Below are 18,751 nucleotides of genomic sequence, written 5' to 3'. Positions count from 1 at the left end.
AGGTGAATCTGATTTCGCATCCAAGCCCTCGAACATGTGACTTTTTCGCAATCCGAACAAATTAAATTACAATTTAATAGACAATGGAAGAGAAGACGAAGAAAAGAGATCCATTAAAAATAAGCATTTTTGAAGGGGTTGCCTACTCCATAATGGAAGGCATGGGGCTCAGGTACATTACCCCTTATGCCCTCCTTCTCGGTGCCAACAATAAAATCGTAGGATTTTTGACTTCAATTCCGCAAATAGCCTCTGCCCTTATCCAATTTTTAAGCCTCAAAATCCTTGGCGAAAAAATTTCTCGTAAACAACTCTCCTTTTGGGGCGCCTTTTCCCAGGCCTTAACCTGGATTCTCATCATATCTCTTGCCTTTATATATTTTGTATTTAACAAAAAATCACCGGCAATACCCTTGACTTTAATCTTCGCTTACACACTCCTTGTTGCTGCGGGAAGCATCTTTGCACCTGCCTGGAGTTCGTGGATGAAGGACCTCGTTGATGAAAAGTCCCTTGGCTCTTATTTTGGAAAAAGGAATCGAATAGTAGGATTCGCAAGCCTTACCTCGATGTTAATCGCTGGTTTTCTCCTGGACCTTTTCAAGAAAATAAACCCCTTTATTGGATTTGTAGTTATCTTCACAGTGGCAATGGTTGCCCGTTTTACTTCCGCCTACCTTTTAAAGCTTCAACATGAGCCACCTTTTAAATCCCACAAGTCTTACTATTTTACACTGTGGGAGTTCGTAAGATTGATGCCACACAGCAATTTCGGAAGATTCACCGCCTTTGTGAACCTCTTTATGTTTTCGGTTGCAATTGCAGGTCCATTCTTTGCAGTTTACATGTTAAAACATCTTGGGCTTTCCTATTCAAAGTTTACCTTGGTAAGCCTTGCCTCTTCAATTACCAGCCTGCTCACGATGCCCTATTGGGGAAGGCTCGGTGATAAGTATGGAAATCTAAAAGTTTTAAAAATAACAGGATTTTTAATACCCTTAATTCCTCTGATTTGGGCTTCAACCTCACTGATGAATAAAAACACCGCCTTCTACTTCCTTTTTTTCATTGAAGCCTTTTCTGGAACCCTCTGGGCAGGCTTCAATATTGCCTCTTCCAACTTCATTTATGACGCAGTAACCCGCCAAAAAATTGCCATCTGCGTCACTTATTACAACATTCTAAACTCTCTGAGTGTGTTCGTGGGCGCAACCATTGGTGGTTACCTCGCGTCCTACAATATGTTGAAAACGGTGCCTGCGGGAAACATCATCCAGGTCTTCCTATTATCTGGAATTCTGAGATTCTTGGTGGCGCTCATAATACTACCCTCGATTAAGGAAGTGAAAAAGGTTGAAAAACTCGATTTTAAAAGGATTAGAAAAACCCTCCTTGCCCCCATTGACAGCCTACTTTTCCAAATTTCTTACAAAATAGGGAATCCAAGAAGCTGAAAAACTCAGGATGTAAATTAAAGCTATTATTGGCTTGCCGCTCTCATCACATAGGAAGTCCTTTCAAAATGTCCCTTGCGAACTTTTTACACAATAAGACCACATTTGAATAAACAAAAGTGACACCTTACACTTACAGCCGATAGTGAAAAATGTTTTTGAACGGCAAAACTTAAATTTCAAAAGGTTGAAGTGATAGAATTAACATTAGAAGAATACCTCAAGTAAATAAAAGCTTACGAGCACCTATTTGTCATAAGAAAGCCCGAAAAAGAAGAGGAAATTTCCAAATCCAAAGAAAGCGCAAAAATGAGCTTTCACTCCTAAACTCTTTAACACAAATTCCATCGGAAAAAGAAAAGACCATCTCAAAGAACTTCTCACGGAATATCCCGAAACAGCCAAAGTAATCCCTATGTTAATCGCTGAGAGAGCGAAAGACAACAAAACAAACATTTTTGACCCTGAGAAGCGGAGAAATCTTCGAAAAAATGTGCCAGCAAAAGATTAAAACCCTCACAGGACAACAATTTACTGTCGCAAACAATGACCCAAATTTCTCATTATATAAGCCTATCACAGGTAATAGCAAAGGGAAAACCCATGATATTGTTTTGTACAAAGGCAATAAACCTGTTTTAGTTGTAGAGTGCAACTTCAGAAAGAAAATCTTCTAAGGGCAATGGAAGAAATCGATTACATATTAAACTACAAAATGCTTGACCTCATACAAAGAATAGTTAAAACTTGACTTTTCAAAGAAACCTCCATATGCACATATGAGCCCCATGGCTTAAAATTAAAACAAAACAGGAGGTAATAATATGAACCTCGAACTTACACAACAGGAAGTTGAAGCCCTGAAAGACCTCCTCAAAGAGAGAGTTCTTGAGCTGAGGGCAGAAATTAGAAAGGCTGACGATAGTGAATTCAAAGAAAAACTAAGACAGGAGAAGGAAATTTTTAAAAGTATCCTTAAGAAGCTTGGTGAGGAGATTGATTAACCTGGACTACTATTTTTGAAAAATCACCGTAGTGTCTGAAGCACTCCCTCAGCTCATAAAGGAGTGAAAGGCGATTATTTCTAATCTTCTCATCATTTACCATTACAAAGACCTTATCAAAGAAAAGATCGATATAAGGTTTTAAGCTTCTCAAAATCCTGAGGGCATCTTCATACCTTTCCTCATCCAAAGCCTTTTTTACCAAAGGTTCACTCTCCCTCAGCACTTTGTGGAGATTCCTTTCTTCATCCTTTTCGAACAGAGACTCATCGATGGGGGGCAGGTTTCCAACACCCGCCAGGATGTTATTTGCCCTCTTTTGACCAATTACCACTTCCTCAAATTCCTTTCTATTCTCAAGGTAATAGCTGTTCAAAACCCTTGCCCTCTGAATCACATCCCAGAGATCACCTTTGTTGGCGTAAACTACGCAATCCACTATGTCGTAGCGGATGCCCTCCTTCTCCTCTAAATAACTCTCGAGCCTTGCCCATGCCCAGTTCAGGAACTCCTGAAGTTTCTCCGTCGGAATGCCAAGCTCAAGGGCAGCTTTTTCAAGAAGATGGACAAAATTAAATCTCAGCTTCTTTTCCTTTACCAGCTCAAAAATCGAGTATAGGGTCCTCCTTAACCCAAAGGGATCCTGAGAAGCAGAAATCTCGGCACCTGCCTTCAAGAAAGCCATCAAAGTATCTACCTTATCAGAAAGGCTTATAATTGCACCCTCTATGGTCTGCGGAAGCTCATCACCGGGGAACCTTGGCAGGATATGGTCGTAAATAATACGAGAAAGCTTCTCATCTTTTCCTTGTCTTAGAGCATACTCCATTCCTATAATCCCTCCAAGCTTTGTAAACTCCTTCCCATCTTTAATCATCAACGTCGTGAGATCAACTTTGCAGAGTTTCAACGCTTTAAACAACAATTCGCTGTCAACGTCAACAAAATTTGGAAGTAAAAATTGACAGAGTTTTTCAACCCTCAAAATCTTATCATATACCGTACCTATTCCTTCCAGAAAGACTACCTTTTTAAGTTCTTCGATTCTATCCTCGAGTGGTATCTTTAAGTCCTCGTGCATATAAAACTCCGCATCCTCAAGCCTCGCTTTAAGAACCTTTTCATGATTCGGTCTTATCTCCGGTTCATAATCCTCAGTATTGTTAATAGTAGTAATGAAGTAGTTAGCCAGCTTGCCATCCGCCCTTCTCACGGCAAAGTAACGCTGATGCTGTTTCATTGCAGTGATAATGACTGACTCTGGTAAATCCAAATACCTTTCAGGGAAACTTCCCAGAATAACACCCGGATACTCAACCAAATTCACAACCTCATCTAAAAGTTCGTGATCTTCCTGCCATTTAAGACCCTTTTCTGAGCATATCTTGTGTATCTTCTCAAGAATGATTTGTTTTCTTTCATCAGGGTCTGCATAAACGAAGTTCTTTCTCAAAAGATCCAAATAATCTGAAGGGTCTTTAACCTCAAGCAGAAGATTCCCCTTAACCCTGTTGCCATAGGTGGCTCTCGAGGCCTTAATACCAGCAATCTCCACATCCATCACTTCACTATTGTACAGGCATAAAATCCATCTTACAGGCCTCAAGAATCGGAAGTCTCCATCCCATCGCATCGATTTCCGCACCTTCACCTTACTGAGAACATCAGGTAAAAATTGGGAAAGCAGATCCTTTACTGGTTTTCCACCCTCTTTGATTTTCGCCTTTACATATTTGCCCTTTTTAGTCTCCTCAACATAAACATCTTCCAGCCTGAGGTTTCTACTTTCAAGAAAACCAGTCAAAGCCTTCGTTGGCTTACCTTCCTCGTCAAAACACACCTTCGCCGGTGGTCCAGTAACTTCTGACTCCCATGTATCCTGAAAATCACTCAAACCTTTAATATAAATCGCAAACCTGCGCGGTGTAAAAAATATTTTAAGCTCACCAAACTTTATCCGGTTCTCCTCTAAAAAGTTTTCAAAAATTCTCCGTAGTTGTTCAGCAATGTCGTAAACATCAAAGGCGGGTATCTCTTCAACGCCGATCTCCAGCAAAAATTCACTCATTCTCCGCCTCCAGATAGACTTTCGCTGCCAATCGTGCCAGGTTTCTAATCCTCAAAATATAGGCCTGTCTTTCTGATGGGGAAATGGCTCCCCGTGCATCGAGTAAATTAAAAATGTGGGACAACTTTATCACAAAATCGTAACCGGGATAGAGCAATCCTTCCTTGAGGAGCTGTTCTGCGTCTTTTTCAAACTTCCTGAAAAGTTCCATAAGCAACTTGCTGTCACTTTTTTCATAGTTGTAAACTGAAAATTCGTATTCGAACCTTTTATAAATGTCGCCCCAGGTCACCCCCGGTGCCCATACAAGGTCAAAAATTGAATCTACCTTTTGAATGTACATAGCAATGCGCTCTAATCCATAGGTAAGCTCAACGGGGATCACATCGAGGTCTATTCCTCCAACCTGCTGGAAATAGGTAAATTGAGTTATTTCGAGACCATCCAGCCACACCTCCCAGCCAAGGCCCCAGGCACCAAGGGTAGGAGACTCCCAATCATCCTCAACAAACCTTATATCGTGTTTTTCAATATCTATGCCAATGTATTTCAAAGAATTCAGGTAAATTTCCTGAGGGTTTTCCGGCGCAGGCTTTAAAATAACCTGAAACTGGTGATACTGTTGGACTCTATTGGGATTTTCAGCGTACCTTCCATCCTTGGGACGCCTCGTCACTTCAACATAGGCGACCTTCCAGGGTTTCTTCCCGAGAGACTTTAGAAAAGTTAAAGGATTGAAAGTTCCCGCACCAACCTCAGAATTGTAAGGCTGCCCTATAACACAACCGAGATCTGCGTAGTAGCGAGATAGCTTCAAAATCAAATCCTGGAACGTAAGCATGATTTAAATTATAATTTCTAAACCAAGTTCTCGCAATGAAAATCGAGGTTAAAAAATTCGTAGTAGGGCCTCTAAGCACCAATTGTTATATCCTATATGAAACCTCGTCAAGATATGCGGTAATGATTGACCCTGGAACGGAAGCCACCAAAATTGAAAAGTTCATTGAGGAAGAAAAAATCACCCTTACGGCGATCCTGCTTACCCACGGCCACTTTGACCACATCATGGGAGTGGACTACTATTCAAAAAAATTCAGCATTCCAGTTTATATTCACGAATTTGACTATCCAATGCTTTTAGATCCCATTAAAAACCACTCCGCTTTCTTTGGCATACCTTTTTCTTTTGAAGGAAAACCCACATTGATTGATAAAGAAAAATCTCTTTTCATCGGCCCCTTTTCCCTTAAAGTAATCGAAACTCCAGGGCATACCAAGGGCTCAATATGTATCCTAACCAGTGACTATCTCTTTTCCGGAGACACCCTTTTCGTTGATTCCATCGGAAGAACCGACTTTCCTGAAAGCGAACCCATGAAAATGCAAGCATCTCTTAAAAAATTGGTATCCCTTGAGGAAGACATCATAGTCCATCCCGGACATATGGCAAGTGCAAAAATGGCTATTGTAAAAAAGAAAAACCCCTTCTTAAGATTTTGACAATTCAATCAAGAGCCCAAAGGTTACTACAGGGCTTTACCTCTAAAATCTCAGCTCGTAGGCCACTTTCAACATAACAGGGGTAGAAACCTGCCCGCTTCTTACCGTTCTGTTAATAACCACAAAAATGTTGCTGCCTGCAAAGAATTCATACTGGAACATCAAATTTAAGTCCGTTCTATCACTCAGAGTGCTCCTCTGGGAAAAGAAACGCAAATAAACCCTCTCCATGGGAGAATAAGACCCCATTAAATAAACTCTCTGGTCCTCTGATGGCCCTTCCTCAACAAAACCTGCACCCCCTTCGCAGTAAAGCTTCCCAGAAATAGAAAAGTTGCCACACAGGTTCAAAAACCTTAGATTGTTCCCGTAGTTTTCGCCCCAGATGTACTCAAAATAGAGTGTAGAAGGTTTTGAAACTCCTAAGGCAGTCGAGATTATATAATTGATGTTGTTGTAATATACCCCCTCGTAAAAGGTCTTCATCGGTTCCACTCCAAAGGTAAGTTCAACACTGCTTATGGGATATACCGTCGCATAAACATTCCCAAACCTTTCAAAAGGCGCTCCATCTAAAAAGTTGGAATAGGTATAGCCGAAGGAGAGACTCGCTTCAGTAAAATATTTCCTTTCAAAGGTTTTTGTTATACCTGAGAATATCCAATAGGAAATGGTATTTTCAAAGTAAGAAATATAGGCCGTTGGTAAATTAAAATTAGCATCCAGCCTCTCGGCACCGGAGGAGACCCAGAAACCCGTTTTAGAAAACCTTTTGACTTCCAAGTAAAAATCATTACCCTGAGCCCTTGTGAATTGTGTCTTTACTTTAAAGCCATAAGGCAAAAAGAAATTGGCATTAACTCCCGCACCTACGGTATCCCCCTTTGTTATAAAGAACAACCTGTTCTCAAAGGCCTTTGAGGGCCTATAACTCGCAACAGAAGCGGTTAAAATACGAGATGGACTGTAATGTGAAATCACCGAATCCTCGTACAAAATAAGGCCTTGAAACCTAAAGGTATTTTTATTCAATCCCAGCTTTACCCCACCAATAAAGTCACCGATACTCCTCGAATAAAAGGCCTCAAAGGGCATTTTCCAGAGGTCAAGTCCCTCTGTGAAGAAGGGCCTCTTTTCTTCAAGCTTTATACTCCGCCTTCTTTTTAAGTTAAACTGGTCTATGTCTCCTTCAATGGAATATCTCTCCGGGTTTATAGTCGATTGGAGGGTCATATCGCCCTTTACCAGCTTCAACTCTGCTCCAATCTTTGTAGTCATAGAATTTTCTCGAATCACTGCAAGGTATGGCGTAAAGGAAAAGAGTCTGTCAAACCTTTTCTTCAAAGCAGGAAAAGAAAAGTCAGCAAATCTGAGGTCAAATCGGCTGTATCCCTCAGGTATTGGATATGAACTCACAATCTCTATTCCACTTGGCGTAAAAACAGTCCAGGTGAAGTAAAAATAAAGGGAATCAAAATTTTCACGGAATACCTTAAAGGGAATTGTAATTATCACATTCCACAAGGAATCCTTGACCTCAACCTTTGAACTCCACACTTCATCCCAGGATGTAACAATGTTATCATAACTGTGGACAAGCCCATCAAGCTGAATATTGTTGGCATTAACCGCAAAAAGGTAACCTTCTGCCGTATTTGAACGAGTTTTTACCAGGAGATAAAAACAGGCCTCGCTATTCGGGTCAAAACTATCCCGCGTTAAACTCTTCCGAACCACAACATAAGATGGTGTTTGAAACTCTACAGAAAAGGAATCTTCATAAACACAAACTTCAATATTGGCTTCATAAGTCGGCCTCAATCCACGAAAAGGATAAAAGACAAACTCCTTTTCATAAGGCAAGATTTTCACCATCTGAGAGAGAATTAAATATCCAAAAATCTTAGCTACTAGCACTTTCGTACCTCCTTATTGAGCGGTAAAAGAAGTGTCTTGAAAAAACGAGGATCACTAAAGCAAAGAAAAAGCTGTATAAAACCAATTCTGGCTTTACTGGCTGCTTCAAAAGGGCCTGCGCTGGCAAATTGGCAATTAAGGCAACAGGCACTATGAAGGTGAAAAACACCTTTGCAAACTTCTCATAAATGGTGTAAGGATAACCAGCGTAGGAGAGCAATTCTCTCTGGAGGGAATGAAGAGCAGAAACCCTAACGAAATAAAAGGAGAGAGACATCACAAAAAAACCTAAGCCGTAACGGATTAGAACACCCATTACAAAACAAGTTAAAAACAGGGTAAATTCCATTAATCCAGGCAAACTGCCCCGCTTATAAAGGGCATAGGTTAATGTAAGAAGGGCCAAAGGAGTAGAAAAAAGAGGCTTTAAATCCATAAATCTTGTAGAAACAAAAAATTGCAAATCCAGGGGCTTAATAATAAAGAGGTCAAAATCTCCCCTCTCAATATAGGTCTGAAACCTCCTCAAATTTGGGCCTAAGAAGGTATCGTAAAGGGCTACAATCAACTGGTTAATAGAAATCAGCGTCAGAACTTCATAACGCCCCCATCCCCCAATAGACCGCCTATAGCTGAGAATGATGCCGAAAAAGAAGACGTTGAAAACAAACCACATTAAATAAGATACAATCTCGAGGAGAAAACTGCCCTTGAAAATAGTTTCTCTTTTTATCTGCATCAAAAAGAATTCTCGCCACAAGGAAAAATAATAATTTACCCTAAGCGCCCACCGCCTCATATCTCTTGAGCCCTTCGTTCCATATAAATTTCAAAAGAAGCAAGACAATCAATGTCCAGCCCGCCTGAGCCAAAAAGCCAAGGTAAAGTGCCCTGCCCTTTGCTAAACCTAAGTAGACTTCAACGGGAAAGTTCAAAATGTACCTAAAAGGCAACAAATTACATAAAGTCTTTAGGAACCCTGGATAAAGGGATACGGGCAATATAACTCCGCTGGTGAGGCTAATTAAGAACTCTAAGAAAACCTCAATTCCTCTGCCCTCCTCAAGCCAAAAGGTGAGAGCGCTGAAAATAAAAGAGAGTGTAAATCCCAAAACTACGGCTAAGAAAAAGGAAATTAAAAAAAGAACAAAATAAAATATATTTGGCGGAAAAACCAAGTATTTGTTAAAACCCGCAAAGATGCCGAGCAAAAAGAGCGTCAGGAAGGATAAAAATAAATACGGGATATTTATGCCCAGTTTAAGGGCAAAAATATACCCAGGATAACTAATGGGCTTGCTCAAAAAAAACGTTAAGTCCTCCATCCCTGATGTGATCAATAATCTCCCAAAAGGGACCAGGATAGGTTATATCCTGAAAAAGCACCACGAGAAAGTAGTAAGTGATTATTCTTTGAAGGTCAAAAACGCCAATCTGCCCGCCCTTTCCAAGCACCTTCCTCCACAAAAGCATAGTAAAAACCAGCGGAAGGGCAATTACAAGAAAACTCAAAAGGTGATTAAACCGGAATTCTGAACTTTCTGCAATAGTGTTTACAACAACCTGCAAGTACTTACTGAGCCTTTTCATTTTGAATACCCTCAAAAACTTCTTTTAAGGCATCCTCTAAGGACAATTCTTCCACAAAGAGGCCCTCAATTTCTGCATTCTTTAGAATTTCTTGAAGGACATCCTGCAACTTCTCCTTTGCAACCTCAAGGCGAACCTCGTTATCCTCTACTCCCATTACCTTTCCTAACCTATTGAGAGAGTCAGGTGGCCTGTTTCTGAACTTTGCCACTATTACGCGTTTTTTTGTAAATTTCTCAATAAAAGATTCTCTATCTCCGTCATAGTAAACCTGGCCCTTGTGGATAAAAATTATGCGCCGGCAAAGTTTTTCGATGTCCCGCACATAATGGCTGGTTAAAATAATTGTCTTTCCCTTCTCCTCATTATAATATTTCAAAAACTCATGAATCTTTTCCTGTGACATAAAGTCAAGGCCAATGGTAGGCTCATCAAGGAATATCACTTCAGGCCCATGAAGCAAGCCAGCTATGAGCTCCATTTTCATCCTCTCGCCAAGAGAAAGCTTCCGTAACGGCACTTTCAAAAGGTCCGCAACATTTAACAGCTCCGCTAAGTTGTTAACCTCCTTAAAGAATTCACGATCGGGAATTTCGTAAATCTTTTTAAGTAAAATAAAGGAATCCATAGCAGGCAAATCCCACCAGAGCTGGGTTTTTTGCCCCATAATAAAGGAAATTCTTTTCAAAAAATCGGGGTTCCTATCAGGTGGAAAGTATCCGAGAACCCGAACCTCTCCGCTGGTAGGGTACAAAATTCCGGAGAGGATCTTCATAGTGGTAGTTTTGCCAGCACCATTGGGACCTATATATCCCACAAATTCACCCGAGGAAATCTCAAAGGATATTCCCCTTAGTGCTTCAACTTCTATGTATTCACGAGCAAAAATACCCCGCAATATACCCTTTATACCTGGCTCTCTCAGGTGTCTTTTATATACTTTTCTCAGGCTATTTATAACAATTGGACTACTCATAACCTCACATTAAAAGTAAGATTTTAAAGCCTGTTTGACTCGCATTCATTTTAAATTTGCTCAATTCCAAAAATATGTTCAAGTTTCTGACCTTGAGTCAGCTTCGGATGCTCTCCATAGAGCCTTACTGTGAGATCAATGAGATCCGGGAGAAGATTCTCAAAGTATCGTTTTCTACAGTAGAACTTCTTTTTCCTTATAAAAGCCTGCTCAAAGCAACCCCCAAGGCAAACCGGCAGATACACACATTCTTTACAAAGAGGATACTTTTCCCAATGATACGGTAGAACAAAGTCTGCAGACCTCTGCATTAGGAGCTCAAGAGGTTCATAAATCGAGCCATAAGCCCACATTAAGACTTTTGCTGATTCCACCTGACCCATTTCGAATTTTTTGAAATGTTCTACGCTCTCCTGGTCTAAGCCCTTTCTCACTGCCCCAAATATCAACTGAAAGTTGGGTCTCTTATCAAACCCTTTTTCAACAAGAAAATCTAAAAAGTAAGGGATATCAGTATAGTTTTGCCTGTCGTAATTAAAACCTACTGTTACAAACATCCCGAGATTGAGGGCCAGAATCACATTATCAACTATTAGCGAAAAAGTCCCCTTACCTTTAATATCAAACCTGCGTCTATTGTGAATATTCTCAGTGCCATCAAGAGTCACCAAGGCTCTACAGGTAATTCCAAGACGTAAAACTTCTTCAACAAAACCCTTATCAAGCAAGCTCCCATTGGTAACGAAGGAAATATCCTTTAACCTTACGCTATGTTTTTGACAGAGTTCAGTAATACTTTTGCAAAGAAACAAAATTTCCTGTTTTGAAAGTAAAGGTTCTCCTCCATGAAATGTAATTTCAAAACTCCGGGGTTCAGCGAGAGCAAAAAGATTCTCAATCCATTTCAGAAAGTCCGCATTAACATTCTCACTTTCCTGTCTCTTAATATCACGCACTGATTGAGCATAACAATAAGTACATCTGAAGTTACAATGGTAGTTGGGGATATAGGCAACACTCAAAGAGTTGGTATTAAAGCTCTTAAGTGAAAGCCAGAATTCCAGAAGCTTCACTTCATCAATCCCTTCGACTACAATTCCTGCAGTAAGAAGCAGCTTCATTACTTGTGGTGGAATATTTTCAAGCTCATTATTCTGAAGAGCTTTGAGAATTGAATCATTTACCCTTAAGAGACTCCTTTGTCTCAGGTTATAAACGTAATTGTACCTATACAGGTTGTATTTTGAAACCTTATATGATCTCTCCATATGAAAAAACTCCTTTGTGAGGGGCGTCGCCTTCAGCGACGCCCCTCAGAACTTTACTCATTTGGACACCGCTGACTTCTCTCACAGCACCTTTCGGCTACCGTTGCTTGCGAAAAACTTTTCACACTTGACCTTTCACTAAGAATATAAATTACTTCGAACAGCAACGGTATCTTATTTGTCAGAAGAAGGCGTATTCCCCTCTCCTTTTGACAATGATAACAGCGCAGTGAAAGGTTATAATGCCAACCAACACAACTACAAGTGAGTACAAAATACAATTAAGAAAGCTAAACAAGAAAGGTACTCCCATTTTTATTAAAATGAGCGTTCTTATTCCCCATGTCATAGGTAAAAAATTAGCAAAAACTCGCAGGAAAAACGGAATTTTCTCCCATGGTATTACAATCCCTGAGAAAAATAAAATAAGATATTCCAGCACAGAGCTAAACGCACCTACCCGTTTAAAAATTAAACTTAATGAGCCAATAAAGAACCCAAAACCATAAAGAGAGAGAAGCAAAAAAACCGAAACGACAAGTTGCATAAAGAAGACTTTCGAAGACGGGAACAAAGGTGCTAAATTAGGCCGAAACAAGAGGTAAAGGATACTACCGATAATAAAAAACTGTAATAGCCCAAACAGAAAATTAACTATCAGTCTTGAAACAACTATTGAAATAAAGGGAGATTTTGTCACTGATATCCTTTCCAATGTCCCGAGATATCGTTCCTCCGCTAAAATATCGGTTAAACCAGATATTGCAGAGGAAGAAAAGAGCCATAAAAGCAATCCCACAAAAGCGGTCTCTTCTCCTGCGCGGACATACAGTAACCTGAGTCCATAATAAATACCGCTTAGAAAGATAGTAGTGGAAACAATCCCAACTAAGTAATTGAACAAATATCGCTTTACATCATAGTAGAACTTAAGCGCTTCCGCCTCAATTGTTTTTAGCATGGGAGTACAACTCCTTAAAAATTGCCTCGAAATCCAGGTCTTTTTTCTCTATGTTCAATACTTCAAAGTTAGAAATAATGAAAGATAAGTAATCTTTGTGACTTAGCGAGACTTCAACCTTCAATACCTCATCCGACAGAACTTGGAACTCCACACCCCTTTCTTTTAAGGCATTTTGTGCCTCAAGGGAATTTTGTAAATAAACAATAAACTCTTTTTCTCTCCGAATAGTTTTCATCTCAACTGTGCTTCCTTCCATAACCACACTCCCATCCTTAATCCATAATACTCTATTCGCAACTTTCTCAATAAAATCCAGTCTGTGATCTGCAATGAGAAAGGTCTTTCCACTCTCAGTCACTAAGGATTTCAAAAAATCCATGAGCTCTATAGAAGCTATCAAATCCAGTCCCGAAAATGGCTCATCAAGAAACACTATTTCTGGTTCATTTATGAGGCAGGTAGCAATTGCAAGTTTCTTGTTCATCCCCGATGAGAAAGTGTAAACATAGTTATCTTTTACTTCGTATAAACCCATTCTTTTCAACAATTCTTCACTTTTCTTTTTTGCAACTCCTGCAGGGATGTGGTTTAAATAGGCAAAATAAAGCAGATTAGCTTCAGCTGTGAGATACGGGTATACATTTCTCATTCCCTCCTGCAGGAATGAGAAACGACCTCTTATTACCCCGGGATGTTTAACAATGGACGTCCCTTTATACAAAATATCCCCCGAATCAGGAATCAAAAGAGTTGCAATCTGCTTAATCAAAGTAGTTTTCCCTGCACCGTTAGGTCCCAATATTCCCAAAATTTCTCCTTCGTAAACATTGAAGGAAACATTATTGTTTGCTATAATCTCCTTCTTCCCACTTCTGAAAATCTTAGTGAGATTCCTTATTTCAAGTAAGACGTCTCTCATATCAAAATTATATCATCCGCTCTTCACCCACTCAATCAGAATTTTGCATAAACTTTTGATATATTTTCGCCTTTACAGGCAACCAAATTTTCTCATAAAAGTTTCTCGGACAAACCCTTTGAAAAGGATTCCCACTTTCAATATAAGATTGATAAAAACATCCTCCATTACATATAGGAACAAATGGACACTTTTCCTCTAAACATCTTCTCACCTTTTCGTCTATACTGAATAAAAATTTGGCATATCGTGAATTAAAACCAGTCTCTATATTACCAACCTTCCCCACATCTGTTCCAACAAGAGAATAACAGGTATATATACTTCCATCAGGACCAACAATTAAGGAATCAGCAACTTTCGCGTCACACAGGCTGAAACTTAACTTGTGGGACCGTAATAGAAATTTAGGATCCTCTATAAGTTTTACCATACTTCCCCATACTATCTCTAAAGTTTTCAACCTCTCATTTAGATTTTTGGGAACATACTTTTCACACCACTCAGTTTTTGAGGGTGAAGGATCTACCAATGTAGGCATAAAAGAAACATTTCCTTTTGAGAAAATCCCATCGGTTTTCAACTTATTAATAAACAACTCAAATGTTGAAATATTATGTCTGTCAATATTAGTTCTAATTATGACTTTTAGAGGTAAGTTGACAATATCAAGCAAATTCCTATAAACAATACTGAAAGACGGTCCCCCATGTTTAAAAGGCCTCCTTTCATCATGAATATTTTCAATTCCATCAATAGTGACCTGAATTTCCTTCAATCCGGTCTTAAGCATTTTTAGGAGAAATTGACGCTCTATAATAGAACCGTTTGTGATAATTGAAAAAGAAAACGTAACCCTGCGATTTCCGCACCACTCTTCTAATTGCCCAATGTAATCCTCCAACAGCTCCCTACGATACAAAGGTTCTCCACCGTAAAATACTACGTGAAGTCCGTTATATTTATATGACTTCCAGAACTTCTCTATCCACTTTACGAGCAACTGGGGATCCATTATTATCTCGGTTTTCTCCAACTTATGATTATCTTCAAAACAATACGTACAACTAAAATTACACTTGTAAGTCGGAATTACGACCAAATGAAAAGTCCCAAACACTGAACGGTACTTTACATTGTGATAAAATCTCCAATATGTTGCATTTTCGTCTTCTTCTCTTTGAGGAGAAACAAGAAAACCATTTTCTATTAACTTAATAAAAAGATCATCAGGTAAAGAGTCGTACTTGCCTATTCTTAGTGTTTCAAACTGACTCTCTTCTAAAACAATGCCAGCGGAAGTCAGTGTATTCAAAAGTAATACTTTCTTCATTTCCAGAATCGGATAATACACATTCCATTGAGACCATTTCAATTTGTTCATAATCCTCTTCCCTTTCTACCTCATTTCCCTACTCTAAAGTCGAGTAGGGAAATGAGATTTAATGCTTAATGCAATATTTTTAGGGTAATAACTTTTGGGCTTATTGTACACCACACCTTTGCAGCCCGCCACAGATGTATCTACCACTACACTGTCCTTCCTTGGTAGCTTTTTCGGGATTAAATGTTATATCTACCGTAACTTCGCGTTGTATTGTAGATTTTTCAACAAGCATTTTTGATACCTCCTTTTTAGTACAAAAATGATATGGAAAATATTTAATGCGGACAAATTTCATTAGAATTTAAGAATTTTGCGAATTTTTTTTCGCACTTAGCTTCTAAACGTTGAAAAATTCAAGGAACTTAGAAGTCTTAATCAGAGGAAACACATTTACAAGACCTTTAATTCCTGCCTCCTCTTATACCACTCAATGAACTTCAAAAGCCCTGCTTCTAATGAATATCTGGGCTCAAAATTGAGGAGTTCTCTCATTTTTGTGAAATCTCCCAATCTCCTCTTCGGGTCCTCGTAATTTTGCGTAAAACTCTCATAGGGAACAAATTCAAGTCGAAGCTCTTTCTCAGGATAAGACAAGCGATGAATTAACTTTGCAAGGTCAAGAATGCTAATTTCTTCGGAACTCCCCACATTTATTATTTCATTTTCCGCCTCGGGATAATTCACTGCCCTCACCATACACTCTACCAGGTCATCAATATACATAAAGCTCCTTGTTTGTTTTCCATCCCCATGGATCGTGACAGGAAGACCCTCTTGGATATTCTTCAGAAAAACTCCCACAGGACCACCCCACCAGTCTAAGTGCTGATGGGGACCGTAAATGCCGAAAAACCTCAGGATTACATACTTTATCCCGTATTCATCATGATATGCTATAGTTAAATGTTCATTAAAAATTTTCGAAACTGCGTAAGCCCACCTCCTCGAGGTTGAAGGTCCAAGGACGAGGTCACCTTCCTCCCTATATGGAAAATCAGTGGATTTTCCGTAAACATCAGAGGTAGAAGCCATCACAAACTTCGCCGAATCCCTTACCGTTATTTTCAGGAGGTTTTCAGCACCCCGTGTATTGACGGTTAAAGTTTTAAGGCCACTGGAATATCGGGGAATTTTGTAGGCCACAAGATCGATAACCACATCAAATTTAGCAGGAATCTCAAAAATTTCCTGACCCGTCACATCGATTTTAAAAAATCTTAGATTTTTATGACTTACGTATTCATCCAGTTTTTCAAGGCTACCCTTTGAGAGGTCATCCACAACGTAGACTTCGTGTCCTTCGTCGAGCAACCTCTTAACCAAATTGGACCCGATAAAACCACATCCACCTGCTACTAAGAATCTCATAGGCAAATTTTAAGCACTACAAAGCGGTTTTCAAAAATTTCTCGTATTTCTGAGCAATTTTGGAATACTCAAACTCCCCAATTAGCTCCCTTTTGGGCAATTTTAGATCCCGATTTTCATAATCGTGGTAGAGCCTCTCGAGCGCCTCCAATATACCGGCCTCATTTTCATTGTCTACAACGGTAACCCCCATTTTTCTCAAAAATTCTGCCGTCCATCCTTCAGGCACCGTAGCCAAGATGGGCCTTAAAAATCCAAGATAAGATATGGTTTTCGCAGGCATCACCAGTTCAAACCACGGCGCTCGGGAGATTAAAAGCCACAGCACATGAGCACCGTTCACAATCTTATAGACATCTTCATTCTTAATGTACCCCAAAAATTCTACCTTTTCCTTTGGCAAATTCTCTTCGATGAAATTTCTGACCTCTCCTTCCACGTTTCCGGCAATTTTCAATCGGGCGTCGGGATGCAGTTTTAAAAATTTTGCAAAGGCTCTTATAAATCCTGAAGGATTCTTATGCCCCCCTTGCAAAGTGCCTAAATAAAGGACAGTAAAAGGTAATGAATAATCAATCCCTCCAATTTTCTCCGCATTTTCCTTTATTATTCCGAAGGTAATATTCTCCACCTTTTCAGGTCTAAGGAACTTGTAGCGTTCTAATAGTCTCCATTTCATCGGATAGGTTGCAACTACTACCCCTCGAGCATTTTTTAGAATTATTTCTTCGAAGAAAAAAGTCAACTCCTTCTGCCACCAGCGAGGATACATCCCATAAAGGTCCTCTGACCAGGGATCGAGGAGGTCAACAACATGGGGAATATGGAATTTCTTACTAATTAAGTAACCAAGGAGCAAATCGGTATAAGGCGGAGCAATAGAAACCACAATGTCTGGCTTAAAGCTCCGTACAAATCTAATACCTGAAGGCAAAGCATTAATGAGCCAGAAAACCCTTGAGTCTGGCCACAAAAAGTTCCTAAAGAGTCTTTTGGAGGTCCCCGGAGAGGTCCCACTACGCGCAAAAAAGGTGGATGGTTCAAGTGCAGACGGCCTTGCAACTTTAATCCCTTCCGGGATATACTTCAAATAGGACGGATCACGCTGAAAGAAAGTATAATTTCTGGCAGTAATAACCCCTATTTCGTGTCCCATTTCATACAGGTGTCTTATGATAAGGACTGTCCTTTCTACCGCTGTGGCATGGGCATAGGGTGGAAAAAAGTAAGAAACAAAGAGAATCTTCATTTAATGATCCTTTCCATAGTATTTGCTAAATAGTCTACAAATCTTTCAAAATTCTTTTCCCAATCTGCCAATTTTTCTGCAACCTTTCTATTAAATCGGATCGGTTCTTCAAGACTTTGCAGGTTTTCCATAGCCCATTCCAGCTTATCTGCCAGGTCAACCTCATCTCCGGGTCTAAAATAAAGTCCATTCAGCCCTTCCAAAATCCATTCCCTATAAACAGGAAGGTCCGAGAGCACGGGAAAGGCTTTTAATGCCATAGCCTCCAGCAGGGAATTGGGGGTCGTATCACTATAAGAGGAGGATATGAAGATGTGTGATTTAGCAAGTAGTGAAATGAGTTCATCCTCTTCCAGTTTTCCTGTAAACTCAACAAAATCATCAAGCCCGAGTTCCTGCGCGAGCCTCTTTAAATTTTGGAGTTCTGATCCGAAGGAGGCAATGTAAAGTTTAAAATTTCTACCCCTCTCCTTTAAAATCTTCGCAGCCTTTAATATAACCTCATGTCCATAGAGTTTTTCCAGTTTCCTGTGGGTAACAAGGTTAACCACCCCCACAGGCTTTTCAACTTCCTTTTCAAAAAAACTCCTCGAAATCCCAAAGGGAAACACCAAAACCTTGTGAGGCTCAATGTCAAAGTTCTTAATTAAAAACCATTTTACTAAGTGGGAATCAGTATGAATTAGAATGGCTTTTTTTATAACCCTCTTTAATAATGCTCTATGAATTGCAGATTTAAAGGGCGATTCTACCGCATCAGGCCCCCAAAGAGAAAGAACATAGGGTTTTCCTATGAAGGATGCCATAAGGCCATAATTACCAGCCATCTGAGCGTGTATTAAGTCCGGTTTAAAATCGTCTACGACCCTTTGCAATGCCGGCAGTGAAAACAGGTACTTCAGTTTTCCTTTACCTTTGGCCTTAATCCTCTCGCAAAGAGATTCCCCTTCTTCTAAGCCAACAGCCCTAACCTCAAAGCCTGCTCTTTTGTAAGAATTAAACCAGCGGTAAGTATGAAAGGATCTGTTATCTCCAATAATTAAAACTCTCACCTTCAAAAATTATAAAACTCTTCAAAGGTCCT

General features: G+C 39.7%; 17 protein-coding genes. 3 read left to right on the top strand and 14 right to left on the bottom strand.

All coding sequences use genetic code 11. The features are described from left to right. Positions 1-83: 83 nt before the first annotated feature. Positions 84-1,454, top strand: coding sequence for an MFS transporter (locus ABIM45_07710; GenBank protein MEO0239783.1), 1,371 nt, complete (start codon positions 84-86; stop codon positions 1,452-1,454). 824 nt (positions 1,455-2,278) lie between these two features. Further along, on the top strand, positions 2,279-2,458 hold the full coding sequence (locus ABIM45_07705; protein MEO0239782.1) for a hypothetical protein: 180 nt from the start codon (positions 2,279-2,281) through the stop codon (positions 2,456-2,458). Here ABIM45_07705 and glyS read toward each other — a convergent pair. Together glyS and ABIM45_07695 are read right to left on the bottom strand one after the other, a co-directional pair. Beyond that, positions 2,430-4,526, bottom strand: coding sequence for a glycine--tRNA ligase subunit beta (gene glyS, locus ABIM45_07700; protein ID MEO0239781.1), 2,097 nt, complete (start codon positions 4,524-4,526; stop codon positions 2,430-2,432). The genes ABIM45_07705 and glyS overlap by 29 nt on opposite strands. After that, positions 4,519-5,367 (bottom strand): glycine--tRNA ligase subunit alpha, encoded by an 849-nt coding sequence (locus tag ABIM45_07695; protein MEO0239780.1) that lies wholly within the window; start codon positions 5,365-5,367, stop codon positions 4,519-4,521. Before ABIM45_07695 ends, glyS begins: the two co-directional genes overlap by 8 nt. Before the next feature lie 35 nt (positions 5,368-5,402). Here ABIM45_07695 and ABIM45_07690 point away from each other — a divergent pair, with 35 nt between their 5' ends. Next, positions 5,403-6,029 (top strand): MBL fold metallo-hydrolase, encoded by a 627-nt coding sequence (locus tag ABIM45_07690; GenBank protein MEO0239779.1) that lies wholly within the window; start codon positions 5,403-5,405, stop codon positions 6,027-6,029. 42 nt (positions 6,030-6,071) lie between these two features. On the opposite strand, the gene ABIM45_07685 is transcribed toward ABIM45_07690, so the two are convergent. From ABIM45_07685 to ABIM45_07630, 12 genes are all read right to left on the bottom strand, one after another. Next, positions 6,072-7,946, bottom strand: a complete 1,875-nt coding sequence (locus ABIM45_07685) for a DUF5916 domain-containing protein (protein ID MEO0239778.1) — start codon at positions 7,944-7,946, stop codon at positions 6,072-6,074. Continuing rightward, entirely contained in the window at positions 7,933-8,745 is an 813-nt protein-coding gene (locus tag ABIM45_07680; protein ID MEO0239777.1) for an ABC-2 family transporter protein, read from the bottom strand. Before ABIM45_07680 ends, ABIM45_07685 begins: the two co-directional genes overlap by 14 nt. Beyond that, positions 8,726-9,250: an ABC-2 family transporter protein gene (locus ABIM45_07675; protein ID MEO0239776.1), complete on the bottom strand. Its 525-nt coding sequence runs from the start codon at positions 9,248-9,250 to the stop codon at positions 8,726-8,728. The genes ABIM45_07680 and ABIM45_07675 overlap by 20 nt, the downstream gene beginning before the upstream one ends. Beyond that, positions 9,234-9,536, bottom strand: a complete 303-nt coding sequence (locus ABIM45_07670) for a hypothetical protein (GenBank protein ID MEO0239775.1) — start codon at positions 9,534-9,536, stop codon at positions 9,234-9,236. The genes ABIM45_07675 and ABIM45_07670 overlap by 17 nt, the downstream gene beginning before the upstream one ends. Next, a complete protein-coding gene (locus ABIM45_07665) occupies positions 9,520-10,512 on the bottom strand; it encodes an ATP-binding cassette domain-containing protein (GenBank protein MEO0239774.1) in 993 nt (330 codons plus the stop codon). Before ABIM45_07665 ends, ABIM45_07670 begins: the two co-directional genes overlap by 17 nt. A 50-nt stretch (positions 10,513-10,562) precedes the next feature. Beyond that, positions 10,563-11,780, bottom strand: a complete 1,218-nt coding sequence (locus ABIM45_07660) for a radical SAM protein (GenBank protein MEO0239773.1) — start codon at positions 11,778-11,780, stop codon at positions 10,563-10,565. 181 nt (positions 11,781-11,961) lie between these two features. Then, positions 11,962-12,741, bottom strand: coding sequence for an ABC transporter permease (locus tag ABIM45_07655; protein MEO0239772.1), 780 nt, complete (start codon positions 12,739-12,741; stop codon positions 11,962-11,964). Continuing rightward, on the bottom strand, positions 12,725-13,663 hold the full coding sequence (locus ABIM45_07650; GenBank protein ID MEO0239771.1) for an ABC transporter ATP-binding protein: 939 nt from the start codon (positions 13,661-13,663) through the stop codon (positions 12,725-12,727). Before ABIM45_07650 ends, ABIM45_07655 begins: the two co-directional genes overlap by 17 nt. 31 nt (positions 13,664-13,694) lie before the next feature. Then, a complete protein-coding gene (locus tag ABIM45_07645) occupies positions 13,695-15,047 on the bottom strand; it encodes a radical SAM protein (GenBank protein MEO0239770.1) in 1,353 nt (450 codons plus the stop codon). Positions 15,048-15,440: 393 nt separating this feature from the next. Continuing rightward, positions 15,441-16,418 carry an NAD-dependent epimerase/dehydratase family protein gene (locus tag ABIM45_07640; GenBank protein MEO0239769.1) on the bottom strand — a complete coding sequence of 326 codons (978 nt, stop codon included), beginning with the start codon at positions 16,416-16,418 and terminating at the stop codon, positions 15,441-15,443. A gap of 16 nt (positions 16,419-16,434) precedes the next feature. Continuing rightward, on the bottom strand, positions 16,435-17,667 hold the full coding sequence (locus ABIM45_07635) for a glycosyltransferase (GenBank protein MEO0239768.1): 1,233 nt from the start codon (positions 17,665-17,667) through the stop codon (positions 16,435-16,437). Next, positions 17,664-18,719: a glycosyltransferase family 4 protein gene (locus ABIM45_07630; GenBank protein MEO0239767.1), complete on the bottom strand. Its 1,056-nt coding sequence runs from the start codon at positions 18,717-18,719 to the stop codon at positions 17,664-17,666. Before ABIM45_07630 ends, ABIM45_07635 begins: the two co-directional genes overlap by 4 nt. Between the last annotated feature and the right edge of the window lie 32 nt (positions 18,720-18,751).

The organism is candidate division WOR-3 bacterium, assembly GCA_039803545.1.
Classification (GTDB): Bacteria; Hydrothermota; Hydrothermia; order UBA1063; family UBA1063; genus UBA1063.
This window is presented reverse-complemented; position numbering and strand designations above follow the sequence as displayed.

Excerpts from the sequence above, each read along its gene's own strand:
- ABIM45_07710 (MEO0239783.1), top strand. The coding sequence starts at position 84 with ATGGAAGAGAAGACGAAGAAAAGAGATCCATTAAAAATAAGCATTTTT.
- ABIM45_07705 (MEO0239782.1), top strand. The coding sequence starts at position 2,279 with ATGAACCTCGAACTTACACAACAGGAAGTTGAAGCCCTGAAAGACCTC.
- glyS (MEO0239781.1), bottom strand. The coding sequence starts at position 4,526 with ATGAGTGAATTTTTGCTGGAGATCGGCGTTGAAGAGATACCCGCCTTT.
- ABIM45_07695 (MEO0239780.1), bottom strand. The coding sequence starts at position 5,367 with ATGCTTACGTTCCAGGATTTGATTTTGAAGCTATCTCGCTACTACGCA.
- ABIM45_07690 (MEO0239779.1), top strand. The coding sequence starts at position 5,403 with ATGAAAATCGAGGTTAAAAAATTCGTAGTAGGGCCTCTAAGCACCAAT.
- ABIM45_07680 (MEO0239777.1), bottom strand. The coding sequence starts at position 8,745 with ATGAGGCGGTGGGCGCTTAGGGTAAATTATTATTTTTCCTTGTGGCGA.
- ABIM45_07670 (MEO0239775.1), bottom strand. The coding sequence starts at position 9,536 with ATGAAAAGGCTCAGTAAGTACTTGCAGGTTGTTGTAAACACTATTGCA.
- ABIM45_07665 (MEO0239774.1), bottom strand. The coding sequence starts at position 10,512 with ATGAGTAGTCCAATTGTTATAAATAGCCTGAGAAAAGTATATAAAAGA.
- ABIM45_07660 (MEO0239773.1), bottom strand. The coding sequence starts at position 11,780 with ATGGAGAGATCATATAAGGTTTCAAAATACAACCTGTATAGGTACAAT.
- ABIM45_07655 (MEO0239772.1), bottom strand. The coding sequence starts at position 12,741 with ATGCTAAAAACAATTGAGGCGGAAGCGCTTAAGTTCTACTATGATGTA.
- ABIM45_07650 (MEO0239771.1), bottom strand. The coding sequence starts at position 13,663 with ATGAGAGACGTCTTACTTGAAATAAGGAATCTCACTAAGATTTTCAGA.
- ABIM45_07645 (MEO0239770.1), bottom strand. The coding sequence starts at position 15,047 with ATGAACAAATTGAAATGGTCTCAATGGAATGTGTATTATCCGATTCTG.
- ABIM45_07640 (MEO0239769.1), bottom strand. The coding sequence starts at position 16,418 with ATGAGATTCTTAGTAGCAGGTGGATGTGGTTTTATCGGGTCCAATTTG.
- ABIM45_07635 (MEO0239768.1), bottom strand. The coding sequence starts at position 17,667 with ATGAAGATTCTCTTTGTTTCTTACTTTTTTCCACCCTATGCCCATGCC.